Source organism: Streptomyces durhamensis (genome assembly GCF_000725475.1).
Classification (GTDB): domain Bacteria; phylum Actinomycetota; class Actinomycetes; order Streptomycetales; family Streptomycetaceae; genus Streptomyces; species Streptomyces filipinensis.
Genome location: NZ_JNXR01000007.1, coordinates 329,766 through 341,126 on the forward strand (window position 1 = coordinate 329,766; position 11,361 = coordinate 341,126).

General features: G+C 70.3%; 14 protein-coding genes. 8 read left to right on the forward strand and 6 right to left on the reverse strand.

Features of this window, described 5'->3' with window-relative positions; all coding sequences use genetic code 11:
• Positions 1-16 precede the first annotated feature (16 nt).
• The 3 genes from IO33_RS0112485 (at position 17) to IO33_RS47205 (ending at position 2,270) form a co-directional block, all read left to right on the forward strand.
• A complete protein-coding gene (locus IO33_RS0112485; RefSeq protein ID WP_031163752.1) occupies positions 17-562 on the forward strand; it encodes an HAD domain-containing protein in 546 nt (181 codons plus the stop codon).
• Positions 563-834: 272 nt separating this feature from the next.
• Positions 835-1,929 carry a HEAT repeat domain-containing protein gene (locus IO33_RS52365; protein WP_245235767.1) on the forward strand — a complete coding sequence of 365 codons (1,095 nt, stop codon included), beginning with the start codon at positions 835-837 and terminating at the stop codon, positions 1,927-1,929.
• A complete protein-coding gene (locus tag IO33_RS47205) occupies positions 1,830-2,270 on the forward strand; it encodes a tyrosine-type recombinase/integrase (protein WP_245235768.1) in 441 nt (146 codons plus the stop codon). The genes IO33_RS52365 and IO33_RS47205 overlap by 100 nt, the downstream gene beginning before the upstream one ends.
• On the opposite strand, the gene ychF is transcribed toward IO33_RS47205, so the two are convergent.
• Positions 2,260-3,348: a redox-regulated ATPase YchF gene (gene ychF, locus IO33_RS0112500; protein ID WP_031163758.1), complete on the reverse strand. Its 1,089-nt coding sequence runs from the start codon at positions 3,346-3,348 to the stop codon at positions 2,260-2,262. The genes IO33_RS47205 and ychF overlap by 11 nt on opposite strands.
• A 185-nt stretch (positions 3,349-3,533) precedes the next feature.
• Between ychF and IO33_RS44110 the strand changes: the two genes are divergently transcribed.
• Positions 3,534-4,091, forward strand: a complete 558-nt coding sequence (locus tag IO33_RS44110; RefSeq protein ID WP_031163761.1) for a DUF6542 domain-containing protein — start codon at positions 3,534-3,536, stop codon at positions 4,089-4,091.
• Between the two features lie 39 nt (positions 4,092-4,130).
• Here the strand turns inward: IO33_RS44110 and ppgK are convergent, their stop codons facing one another.
• Positions 4,131-4,877, reverse strand: a complete 747-nt coding sequence (gene ppgK, locus IO33_RS0112510) for a polyphosphate--glucose phosphotransferase (protein ID WP_031163764.1) — start codon at positions 4,875-4,877, stop codon at positions 4,131-4,133.
• Between the two features lie 29 nt (positions 4,878-4,906).
• Positions 4,907-5,923, reverse strand: coding sequence for a 4-hydroxy-3-methylbut-2-enyl diphosphate reductase (locus IO33_RS0112515; RefSeq protein WP_107069292.1), 1,017 nt, complete (start codon positions 5,921-5,923; stop codon positions 4,907-4,909).
• 83 nt (positions 5,924-6,006) lie between these two features.
• On the opposite strand from IO33_RS0112515, the gene xseA reads away from it, so the two are divergent.
• The 3 genes from xseA to IO33_RS0112530 all read left to right on the forward strand — a co-directional run bounded on the left by xseA (position 6,007) and on the right by IO33_RS0112530 (position 8,202).
• The gene (xseA, locus tag IO33_RS0112520; protein WP_031163769.1) at positions 6,007-7,215 is read left to right on the forward strand and encodes an exodeoxyribonuclease VII large subunit; all 1,209 of its coding nucleotides are present in this window, start codon (positions 6,007-6,009) and stop codon (positions 7,213-7,215) included.
• Entirely contained in the window at positions 7,212-7,442 is a 231-nt protein-coding gene (locus IO33_RS0112525) for an exodeoxyribonuclease VII small subunit (RefSeq protein WP_031163772.1), read from the forward strand. Before xseA ends, IO33_RS0112525 begins: the two co-directional genes overlap by 4 nt.
• Positions 7,443-7,611: 169 nt before the next feature.
• A complete protein-coding gene (locus IO33_RS0112530) occupies positions 7,612-8,202 on the forward strand; it encodes a malonic semialdehyde reductase (protein ID WP_031163774.1) in 591 nt (196 codons plus the stop codon).
• A 63-nt stretch (positions 8,203-8,265) separates the two neighbouring features.
• Here the strand turns inward: IO33_RS0112530 and IO33_RS0112535 are convergent, their stop codons facing one another.
• On the reverse strand, positions 8,266-8,793 hold the full coding sequence (locus IO33_RS0112535) for a DUF4245 domain-containing protein (RefSeq protein WP_031163777.1): 528 nt from the start codon (positions 8,791-8,793) through the stop codon (positions 8,266-8,268).
• Between the two features lie 128 nt (positions 8,794-8,921).
• On the opposite strand from IO33_RS0112535, the gene glpX reads away from it, so the two are divergent.
• A complete protein-coding gene (gene glpX, locus IO33_RS0112540) occupies positions 8,922-9,956 on the forward strand; it encodes a class II fructose-bisphosphatase (RefSeq protein WP_031163780.1) in 1,035 nt (344 codons plus the stop codon).
• 66 nt (positions 9,957-10,022) lie between these two features.
• Here the strand turns inward: glpX and IO33_RS0112545 are convergent, their stop codons facing one another.
• Together IO33_RS0112545 and IO33_RS0112550 are read right to left on the reverse strand one after the other, a co-directional pair.
• Positions 10,023-10,400, reverse strand: a complete 378-nt coding sequence (locus tag IO33_RS0112545) for a WhiB family transcriptional regulator (RefSeq protein ID WP_031163782.1) — start codon at positions 10,398-10,400, stop codon at positions 10,023-10,025.
• A 174-nt stretch (positions 10,401-10,574) separates the two neighbouring features.
• Positions 10,575-11,309: a DUF1707 SHOCT-like domain-containing protein gene (locus tag IO33_RS0112550; protein WP_031163785.1), complete on the reverse strand. Its 735-nt coding sequence runs from the start codon at positions 11,307-11,309 to the stop codon at positions 10,575-10,577.
• Between the last annotated feature and the right edge of the window lie 52 nt (positions 11,310-11,361).

Genomic DNA, 11,361 nt, shown 5'->3' on the forward strand with positions numbered 1-11,361 from the left:
TTCCCCGGAGGAACTGATGCGCCCGCCCTACCTGCTCCTCGACATCGACGGCGTCTTCATACCCTTCCCCAACGCGGACGGCTCGACCCCGGCCACCCACGCCTGCCACAACGTCGTCCCCACCGGCCGGAGCGCCGACAACCCGGTCACCGTCTGGCTCCACCCCGACCACGGCCGTCTGCTCATGGACGTGATCCGTACCGACCTGGTCACCCCCGTCTGGTGCACCAGCTGGCGGCAGGACGCCACCACCCTCATCGGACCGCTCCTCGGCCTCCCGGACCTGCCGCACGTCGACCTGCCGCGCCCGCAGATCACCACCAGCCACCCCAACGGCTACCTCTGGAAGCGCGACCACGTCGACGCCTGGCTGGCAGACGCTCCCGCCGTCTGGATCGACGACGACTTCATCAGCCTCGACCACGCCTGGGCCACGGAGCGCACCGCCAAGGGAACGCCGACCCTCCTCGTTCAGCCCGACCCACACCTCGGGCTGCAGCCCAAGCACCTGACCGAGGTCGCGACGTGGGCCTCGCAGCTACCCAGAGCCCGCGCCGCCTGACGCCTGATGCCCCCGCTGCCAGGAGCAGCGGGGGCATCAGGATCCGCTGTGGGGATCAACGCTCATCTAAGCGCTGAGCGAGGTCTGTTCCTACGTTGCGCGTGATCGTTTCCCACTCCGAGCGTACCCCGCGGAAGCGTCATCAATGGGACATCCAGGCTGGCCGGCCGCGGCGTGCTGTCTGTGGCGACTGGCATGATCAGCTGCGTGATTCGACTCCTTCCTCCAGCATCGTTCCGTCGGGCCGTAGGAGCCGTCGCAAAGGTTGCTGGGTGAATTCGTGGGAAAGCGACCCGGCGTACCGGGCGGTGGTGCGGGCGTTCGTGGACAGGGATCCGCTCGACCAAGTGGGTGGGCCCCTCGACGTTCGCGCGGTGGTGGCGGGTATCCGTCCGGGCGCCAAGGACGGGTTTCTGCTCGAGGAGGTGCCATGGGACCGCTTCCCAGAGGGGGCCAGGGTCCGCGAGGCCATGGAGCGGTTGCGCTCGGGCGACGCCGCCGCCGTTGTTAGTGCGCTCGGCACGCTGATCGGCCTGTGCGCCAACGATATGAGGGCCGCGGCCGCGCCGACGGTGCCTTTCCTGATTCGAATCGGCACCGATCCGGAGGACCGCCACCATACCGAGGCCCTGACCGTGGTGGGCGAGGCGGCGCGCATGCAGCACCAGGGCGTGTGCACGCGTGCCGACATGCTGCGGTTCCGCGGCGATGACGAATGGTTCTTCGAGGTCACCGGCTACCTGCAGAATTGGTCGGTGCAGGCCGCCCGCGAAGCGATCGCTGCGGACACCGATCTTCTCCTGCCCCTGCTCGAAGACCCCGACCCCGCAGTGCGCATCGCCACCGCTTACGCGTTGGCGGCCGCCTCCGACCGCGCGCAGGACATCCTCACCGCTTTCCACTCCCGCCTGCTCACCGAGCACAATCCGGCCGCACGCGCGGGCTTGGTCCTGGCGATCACGCAGCTGGCCCGGGCGCACCAGGACCAGGGGACGGTGGTGTGGATGCGGGCCCGCTGGTCCGACCCGGCGCGACCGCCCGAGGTACGCGTGAGCGCCGCGCTGGGGTGGATGTGCCTCACCGACCTGCCGGTCCCGGACGAACTGCGCGCCATGCTGGACACCCTTGCTACCGACGAGACAGCTCGGTTGATGGCACCGTTGCCGTGGATGCGCGCGGTCGAGACCGCCAGGGTCAGCGGCCTTCACCGTTGCCTGCGCACCATGCTGCACCCCGGCATGGCTGATGTCGAAGACTGCGACGACCCGTGGTCCTGGACGGGTCCTGGCGGCCCGCCTGCTCGAAGGCCGGCATACCGAAGGGCACCGGACCCCACGCCCTCCGGCATCACTACGCCAGCCTGCTGATCAAGCACGGCGAGTCCGTGAAGACGGTCTCAGAGCGCCTCGGCCACACCAACGCGGCCATGACGCTGAACATCTACACCCACCTGTGGCCCGACTCCGAGGAGCTGACCATCTACACCCACCTGTGGCCCGACTCCGAGGAGCGGACCCGGGCCGCGGTCGACCAGGCGTACGCGGACCAGTCCGCCGATGCCCAGCTACAGGTCGACAAAGCGGCGTTGCCGCTCCCCCGCGCGCTGACCGAAGCCAGCACGTTGCGGACTCTGTGCGGACCACAAAGGCCGCCCCAACCCACTCCGTCGCAGGTCAGACGGCCTTTTGCCGAACGTATTAGACGTTGAAGCGGAACTCCACCACATCCCCGTCCTGCATGACGTACTCCTTGCCCTCCATGCGGGCCTTGCCCTTGGCGCGGGCCTCGGCGACCGAGCCGGTCTCGACCAGGTCGGCGAAGGAGATCACCTCGGCCTTGATGAAGCCCTTCTGGAAGTCGGTGTGGATCACGCCGGCCGCCTCGGGGGCCGTGGCGCCCTTCTTGATCGTCCAGGCGCGGGACTCCTTGGGGCCGGCCGTGAGGTAGGTCTGCAGGCCGAGGGTGTCGAAGCCGACGCGGGCCAGGGTGGCGAGGCCCGGCTCGTGCTGGCCGACGGACTCCAGCAGCTCCAGGGCCTCTTCCTCGTCCAGCTCGGCGAGGTCCGCCTCCAGCTTGGCGTTGAGGAAGATCGCCTCGGCGGGGGCGACCAGGGCACGCTGCTCGTTCTTGAACTCCTCGTCGACCAGTTCGTCCTCGTCGACGTTGAAGACGTAGAGGAACGGCTTGGTGGTCAGCAGGTGCAGGTCGTGCAGGAGCTCGTTGCGCTCGGTGCCCTGGACGATGCCGTGCGCGAAGAGCGTGTCGCCCTTCTCCAGGATCTCCTTGGCCTCCTCGACGGCCTTGACCTTGGGGGCCACGTCCTTCTTGATCCGCGACTCCTTCTGCAGGCGCGGGAGGACCCTCTCGATCGTCTGGAGGTCGGCGAGGATCAGCTCGGTGTTGATCGTCTCGATGTCGTCCTTCGGCGAGACCTTGCCGTCGACGTGGACGACGTTCTCGTCCTTGAAGGCGCGGATGACCTGGCAGATCGCGTCGGACTCACGGATGTTCGCGAGGAACTTGTTGCCGAGGCCCTCGCCCTCGGAGGCGCCGCGGACGATACCGGCGATGTCGACGAAGTCGACCGTGGCCGGAAGGATGCGCTCGGACGAGAAGATCGACGCCAGCTTCGCGAGGCGGCCGTCGGGCACGCCGACGACGCCGACGTTCGGCTCGATCGTGGCGAACGGGTAGTTGGCCGCCAGCACGTCGTTCTTGGTCAGGGCGTTGAACAGGGTCGACTTGCCGACGTTGGGCAGGCCGACGATTCCGATCGTGAGCGACACGTTGCGACTTCCCGTAGATGAGTGGGCCAGAAGGCTGCCAGGGGCCAGAGACCGACACTGGCCGATCCACCAGTCTACGGCGTCCGCGCCAGGGGGCTCCCGAAGGCGTCGAACACATGACCGAGCTCTTTCCCTCGGCGTGTCTGATGGCCTATTCGGCACATAAACAGACCTAAGTTGGTCCAGTGGAGCAACGCAGAACGCGACCCCCGAACGACGGAGCGCGACGCGGCTCGCCGAAGCCCTCGCACCTGCCTCCGCAGGCGCGGCGCAGGCCCGGCGGCGAGCGCAGGCCCGGCCCGGGGGCGCGGCGGCCGGGGCGCCGGGAGCGCGCCGCACGGCCGGTGCCGCCCGGTCCGCCGCCTGCCGGTGCCCGGCTCACCGGGCTCGGCAGTGGTCTGTTCTGTGCCGTGGTGATGTTCCTGCTGGGCTGCCTGGACTCGCTGCTGTTCGGCGCGTCCCTCACGGTGTACGGCGTGCTGTTCCTGCCGGTGTGCGTCCTGACCGCGCTGTGGGTGCGGGCCGGGGACGTGCTGACCGCTCCGGTGGTCATGCCGATCGCGTTCGCGGTGGGGCTGCTGCCCGTCGCCGACGGCAGTGAGGGGCTGCTCGGCCGGCTGATGGGGCTGTTCACCGGGCTCGCCACCCAGGCCGGCTGGCTGTACGGCGGGACGCTCGCCACCGGGCTGATCGTGCTCGTGCGCCGGGTGTGCTGGGTACGGGGGCGCCGGCGCCGCGCCTGACCCCGCGCACGCGGCCCGGCAGGATCCGGAAGGGGAGCCCTAAGCCTGCTGGGCCGCTCTCATCGCCGCCCCCACGATCCCCGCGTCGTTCTGCAGCTGGGCGGGGACGATCTCGGCCTCGACGCCCTCGATGAAGTGCAGGAACTTGTCGGACTTGCGGCTGACGCCGCCGCCGATGACGAACAGCTCCGGCGAGAACAGCATCTCCACGTGCGCCAGGTACTTCTGGACACGGCGCGCCCACTGCTGCCAGCTCAGGTCGTGGTCGTCCTTGGCCTTGCTGGAGGCGCGCCTCTCCGCGTCGTGGCCGCCCAGTTCCAGGTGGCCCAGCTCCGTGTTCGGGACGAGGACGCCGTCGGTGAAGACGGCGCTGCCGATGCCGGTGCCGAAGGTGAGCAGGATGACCGTGCCCCTGCGGCCTCGGCCGGCGCCGAACTGCATCTCCGCGACTCCCGCCGCGTCCGCGTCATTCACCACGGTCACCGGGAGGCCGCCCAGCTTGCCGCTGAACAGGGCGCGCGCGTCGGTGTCGATCCAGCTTCTGTCGACGTTCGCGGCCGTACGGACCGTGGCACCGCCGGTGACCACTCCGGGGAAGGTCAGGCCGACCGGGCCGGTCCAGCCGAAGTGGTCGACGACCTGCTTGACCCCCTCGGCCACGCCGTCGGGTGTCGCCGGATGCGGGGTGAGCACCTTGCGGCGTTCCTGGGCCAGGGCACCCCTGTCCAGGTCCACAGGGGCGCCTTTGATCCCGGATCCACCGATGTCCACACCGAAGATCTGCATGGCACCACGTTACGACGGGCGACTGACAGTCACGCCTCGGCGGTGCCGGACCCGCCGCGCTCGGCGACCAGGGCGGCCGCCTCCTCGCGCAGGTCACGGCGGAGTTCCTTGGGCAGCGAGAAGGTGATGGACTCCTCGGCGGCCTTGACGATCTCCACGTCGGCGTAGCCGCGCTCGGCGAGCCACTGGAGGACCTGCTCGACCAGGACTTCGGGGACGGAGGCGCCGGAGGTGACGCCGACCGTCGTCACGCCCTCCAGCCAGGCCTCCTCGATCTCGCTGGCGAAGTCCACGAGGTAGGCCTCGCGGGCGCCGGCGAGCTTGGCGACCTCGACCAGCCGCTTGGAGTTGGAGGAGTTGCGCGAGCCGACGACGATGACCAGCTCGGCCTCGGCGCCCATCTGCTTCACGGCCAGCTGGCGGTTCTGCGTGGCGTAGCAGATGTCGTCGCTGGGCGGCGAGACGAGGCCCGGGAACTTGGCCTTCAGGGCGTCGACGGTCTCCATGGTCTCGTCGACGGAGAGGGTGGTCTGGGACAGCCAGACGACCTTCGACTCGTCACGGACCTCGACCTTGGCGACGTCTGCGGGGCCGTCGACCAGCTGGATGTGGTCGGGGGCCTCGCCGGAGGTGCCGATGACCTCCTCGTGGCCCTCGTGGCCGATCAGGAGGATGTCGTAGTCCTCGCCCGCGTAGCGGACGGCTTCCTTGTGGACCTTGGTGACCAGCGGGCAGGTGGCGTCGATGCTGGCGAGGCGGCCCTGCCTGGCCTCCTCGTGGACGACCGGGGCGACGCCGTGCGCGGAGAACATGACGATGTTGCCCGGTGGCACCTCCTCCGTCCGCTCGACGAAGACGGCGCCCTTCTTCTCCAGGGTCTGCACGACGTACTTGTTGTGGACGATCTCGTGCCGGACGTAGATCGGGGCCCCGTACTGTTCGAGGGCCTTCTCGACGGCGATCACGGCGCGGTCCACACCGGCGCAGTAGCCCCGGGGGGCGGCGAGCAGGACACGGCGGCCAGGCGAAGCGGTCATACGTCCCATCGTAAGGGTGCGTCCGGCGGCGTTTCCCACGGCCGCGTCCGGCGCAGCTCCTCCTGTCGGTACCCCCCGTTACCCTCAAGCGCATGGCTGCGAAAACCACTCCCGAAGCCCCCCTCCCCGTCGGCGAGGTCTCCCGGCTGATCGGGGGCTGGATCGAGCGGCTCGGCGCGGTGTGGGTCGAGGGGCAGATCACGCAGTTGTCGCGGCGGCCCGGCGCCGGCGTCGTGTTCCTGACGCTGCGCGACCCGTCGCACGACATCTCCGTGAGCGTGACCTGCTACCGGCAGGTGTTCGACGCCGTCGCGGACGTCGTCGGCGAGGGCGCCCGCGTCGTCGTCCTGGCGAAGCCGGAGTGGTACGCGCCCAGGGGCCAGCTGTCGCTGCGCGCCGCCGAGATCCGGCCCGTCGGCGTCGGCGAGCTGCTGGCCCGGCTGGAGCGGCTGAAGAAGACGCTCGCGGCGGAAGGGCTGTTCGCGCCGGAGCGGAAGAAGCCGCTGCCCTTCCTGCCGCAGCTGATCGGGCTGGTCTGCGGGCGTGCCTCGGCCGCGGAGCGGGACGTGCTGGAGAACGCCCGGCACCGCTGGCCCGCCGTCCGCTTCGAGGTGCGCAACGTCCCCGTGCAGGGCGTGCACGCCGTTCCGCAGGTCGTGCAGGCGGTGAAGGAGCTGGACGCGATCGAGGACGTGGACGTCATCGTCGTCGCGCGGGGCGGTGGCAGCGTCGAGGACCTGCTGCCCTTCTCCGACGAGCAGCTCGTGCGGGCCGTGGCCGAGTGCCGTACGCCGGTCGTCTCCGCCATCGGGCACGAGCCGGACAATCCGCTGCTGGACCATGTCGCCGACCTGCGTGCCTCCACCCCGACCGACGCGGCCAAGAAGGTCGTCCCGGACGTGGGCGAGGAGTTCGAGCGGGTGCGGATGCTGCGGGACCGGGCCCGGCGCTGTGTGAACGCGTATCTGGAGCGGGAGGAGCGGGGCCTCGCGCACGCGCTGGCCCGCCCTTCGATAGAGGATCCGCACCGGATGCTCGACGAGCGGGCCGACCACGTGGCCTCCCTGGTCGGGCGGAGCCGCCGCACCCTGGGCCATCTCCTGGACCGCGCGGACTCGGAGCTGACCCATACGCACGCGCGCGTGGTGGCCCTCTCCCCCGCCGCCACGCTCAAGCGCGGTTACGCGGTCCTGCAGAAGCCCGACGGGCATGTGGTGCGGGGCCCTGACGAGGTGACGGAGGGCGAGGCGCTGCGTGCGCGCGTCGCCGACGGTGAATTCACGGTGAAGGTGAGCGAATGACCAGCAAGGTGGACGAGGCGCTCTCGTACGAGCAGGCGCGGGACGAGTTGATCGAGGTCGTACGGCGTCTGGAGGCGGGCGGTACGACGCTGGAGGAGTCCCTGGCGCTGTGGGAGCGCGGGGAGGAGCTGGCCAAGGTGTGCAGGCGCTGGCTGGAGGGGGCGCGGGCCCGGCTGGACGCGGCCCTCGCCGAGGAGGAAGAGGGAGCGGGAGAGGGCGTCGGGTAGGCGCGGAGGGGGCGGGGGCGTCGGGGAGGCGCGGGCGGGCTGTGAAGCGGGTCACCCCACCCCGCCTTTTGTTGAAGGTTGAACTTCACTGTCGTAGGGTCGGTGTCGTCAGCAGAACCGGACCGTGGTCCGGTACGCCGGAGCACGACGCCCCCTAGGAAGTCCACGCATGTCTCTCGTTCTTGACCCCGCCGCCCAGGACCTGCTGTTCCGCGAGGCCCGCACCGCGAACGCCTTCACCGACGAGCCGGTGACCGACGAGCAGGTCCAGGCGATCTACGACCTGGTCAAGTACGGCCCCACCGCCTTCAACCAGAGCCCGCTGCGCATCACCCTGGTCCGCTCCCCCGAGGCCCGCGAGCGCCTGGTGCGGCACATGGCCGAGGGCAACCAGCCGAAGACGGCCGCCGCCCCGCTGGTCGCGATCCTCTCCGCGGACAACGAGTTCCACGAGGAGCTGCCGACCCTCTTCCCGCACTTCCCGCAGGCCAAGGACCTGTTCTTCAGCGAGCGTCCGGCCCGTGAGGGCGCCGCCGCGCTGAACGCCGCCCTGCAGGCCGCCTACTTCATCATCGGCGTCCGCGCCGCGGGCCTCGCCGCCGGCCCGATGACCGGCCTCGACTTCGAGGGTGTCCGCAAGGAGTTCCTCGACGACGACCACACCCCGCTGATGGTGGTCAACATCGGCAGGCCGGGCCCGGACGCCTGGTTCCCGCGCTCGCCGCGCCTGGCGTACGACGACGTGGTCACGACCGTCTGAGCCACCGGAACACGACGAAGGCCCCCGGCACCGCCGGGGGCCTTCGCGCATGGCGCCCGTGGCTCACCGCGTCCTCAGCGCCGCCGCCACCTTCGTCAGCTCCGTGAAGGACGCCGTGCCGGCCACCACCGTCGTGGAGCCGTGGGTGCCGTTCAGGACGAGGGCGTCGTAGCGGCCGCCGGTGTAGCGGGTCCAGGTGCGGCCGCCGATGGTCTCGGTCTGCTTCGTGGCCGACGCGCCCTGGCTGGCCTCGTCGATGAAGTCGGCGGGCTTCTGCGTGGACTGCTCGACCTGCACGTACTGGCTGTCCGGCGTCTGGAGGCCCAGGTGCCAGCGGTCGGAGTTCTCGCCCTGGTAGCGGACGGAGGTCGCCTTCCACGCGCTCGGCAGGCCCTCGGGCGCGGCCACCGGGTAGCTCGCCGCCCGACGGGCCGTGCTCAGCTCGACCCGGTAGTCGACCCGCTTGAGGTCGGGAGTGTGATCGTCGTGCGGGATGGCGAGGAGGTAGACGACCGCCGCCGCGATACCGATCAGGGCCAGGGAGAGGATCATGTCCCGGGCCGTCTTCTGCTTGCCGTTCGAACCTGCCACGCCCTCTATCGTCGCAGGTGCCCCATCCGCTCATCCGTGGGGTCCCCTGCTCATTTTGTCTGTCCGGCGATAGAGTCAGGGTCCAATACCCTCATCCGGCCGTCGTCGTATCAGAAAGGTGCGCTCCGATGACCGAAAATCATCACCTTCCGTCCGAGCTCGATGTTCCCTCCGAGGCTCCCGACCGTAACCTCGCCCTGGAACTCGTCCGGGTGACCGAAGCCGCCGCGATGGCCGCGGGCCGCTGGGTGGGGCGCGGTGACAAGAACGGCGCCGACGGTGCCGCGGTGCGCGCCATGCGGACCCTCGTCTCCACCGTGTCGATGAACGGCGTCGTCGTCATCGGCGAGGGCGAGAAGGACGAGGCCCCGATGCTCTTCAACGGGGAGCACGTGGGCGACGGCACCGGCCCCGAGGTCGACATCGCGGTCGACCCGATCGACGGCACCACGCTGACCGCCAAGGGCATGCCCAACGCGATCGCCGTCCTGGCCGCCGCCGAGCGGGGCGCCATGTTCGACCCGTCCGCCGTGTTCTACATGGACAAGCTGGTCACCGGCCCGGAGGCCGCCGACTTCGTCGACATCGACGCGCCCGTGGCGGTCAACATCCGGCGCATCGCCAAGGCCAAGAAGTCCTCGCCCGAGGACGTCACCGTCGTCATCCTCGACCGGCCGCGGCACGAAGGCCTGATCAGGGAGGTCCGGGAGGCCGGCGCACGCATCAAGCTGATCTCCGACGGCGATGTCGCCGGCTCGGTGTACGCGCTGCGCGAGGGCACGGGCGTCGACCTGCTGCTCGGCATCGGCGGTACGCCCGAGGGCATCATCTCGGCCTGCGCGGTGAAGTGCCTGGGCGGCACCATCCAGGGCAAGCTGTGGCCCAAGGACGACGAGGAGCGGCAGCGCGCCATCGACGCCGGCCACGACCTGGACCGGGTGCTGACGACCGACGACCTGGTGTCCGGGGAGAACGTGTTCTTCGTCGCGACCGGTATCACCGACGGTGAGCTGCTGCGGGGCGTGCGCTACCGCTCGGAGACCGCGCTGACCGAGTCCATCGTGATGCGGTCGAAGTCCGGGACGGTGCGCAGGATCGACTCCGAGCACCGGCTGAGGAAGCTGCGGGCCTACAGCGCGATCGACTTCGACCGGGCCAAGTAGCGGCCCCGCGCCCTTCGAGGCAGGCGGGCGCCCTCTGTGCGGAGAGGGCGCCCCACCTCCGTGGTCCTAACCCGCTATGCGGTTGGCCGTCGTCGCCCTCGCGGCCTTCTTCAGTTCCATCTCCCGCCTGCGGCGCCTCGCCAGGACCACGCGGCGTTCGGCTGCCGTGAGGCCGCCCCAGACGCCGTACGGCTCCGGCTGGAGGAGGGCGTGTTCGCGGCACTCGACCATCACGGGGCAACGCGCGCAGACACGCTTTGCGGCCTCCTCGCGGGAGAGCCGGGCGGCGGTCGGCTCCTTCGACGGGGCGAAGAAGAGACCAGCCTCGTCGCGTTGGCAGACCGCCTCGGTGTGCCAGGGAGCGTCTTGGTCCCTGTCGCGCGCTGGCATCCGCTGGGCCGGAACGGCAGCGACCTGCAGGGACGAATGCGGCGGTTGCAGCACGGTCTACTCCTGACGACGGCTTCGCGAGCGAGAGACGATGCAGCAAGGCCTACCCGCTGTGCGCGCGCCTATGCACAGCGTTCCCAACGGTAGGCTCGCGTCGGCTCGTTCACGCCCCCACCGCGGGAGCACGGGAGGACGGGGCCCTTCCGGTCACCGGCGGATTCGCGACCGTCAACGCCCCAGGTGTTTGCGCAGCTTCCGGTCGACCTTGTCCTGGACACGATCCAGCTTGCGGTCGACCTTGCTCTGCACACGGTCCAGGATGTCCGCCACCCGCTTGCCGCGCTTGGCGCGCGCCTCGATGTTGCCGAGGACGGACAAGCCCTCGACATAGACGACCGGGGCGTCGGACTCGACCGAGTCCAGCGTGTCCACCTCGAAGTTGCCGAGGACGCCACCTCCGGTGCCGCGCAGCGACACGTTCTCCGGGACGCGGATCTGGACGTCGCCGAAGACCGAGACGGCCTTGATCACGACCTGCTGGTACTCGAAGATCGCCTCGCTGAGGTCGATCTCGACACTGCCGAAGACCGAGTACGCGTGCAGCCGGCGCCCGGCACGCCAGCGGCCCCGGCGCACCGCGCTGCTGAAGACGGCGACCACGTTGGCGTCGGCCTCCGGCGGGATCGCGCCGGGCGCGGGGCGGGGCGGCACCGGTATGTAGGCGGGGGCGGACGGCTGCTGGTGGGCGGCGGGCAGGTCCCGGATGAAGGCGTCCAGCTCGCCCACGGTCTTGGCGTTCAGCACGCCGTCCACGCGCTCGGCGTGCTCGTCGGCGGTCAGCCGGCCCTCGGCGAGGGCCTCGCGGAGGATGTCGGCGACCCGGTCGCGGTCGGCGTCCGAGGCGCGCAGTTCGGTGACGCCCGGTGCGGCGTCCTGGGCACGGGCGGGCTTCTGAAGGTCCACGACAGCAGCGTACCGAAACGCGATAGATCGCGACTAGGGGTGTGGAGAACCT

Coding starts and splice junctions, on each gene's coding strand:
- IO33_RS0112515 (WP_107069292.1), bottom strand. CDS start 5,923: ATGGGACGTATGACCGCTTCGCCTGGCCGCCGTGTCCTGCTCGCCGCC.
- IO33_RS0112485 (WP_031163752.1), top strand. CDS start 17: ATGCGCCCGCCCTACCTGCTCCTCGACATCGACGGCGTCTTCATACCC.
- IO33_RS0112530 (WP_031163774.1), top strand. CDS start 7,612: ATGTCTCTCGTTCTTGACCCCGCCGCCCAGGACCTGCTGTTCCGCGAG.
- xseA (WP_031163769.1), top strand. CDS start 6,007: ATGGCTGCGAAAACCACTCCCGAAGCCCCCCTCCCCGTCGGCGAGGTC.
- ppgK (WP_031163764.1), bottom strand. CDS start 4,877: ATGCAGATCTTCGGTGTGGACATCGGTGGATCCGGGATCAAAGGCGCC.
- IO33_RS0112525 (WP_031163772.1), top strand. CDS start 7,212: ATGACCAGCAAGGTGGACGAGGCGCTCTCGTACGAGCAGGCGCGGGAC.
- glpX (WP_031163780.1), top strand. CDS start 8,922: ATGACCGAAAATCATCACCTTCCGTCCGAGCTCGATGTTCCCTCCGAG.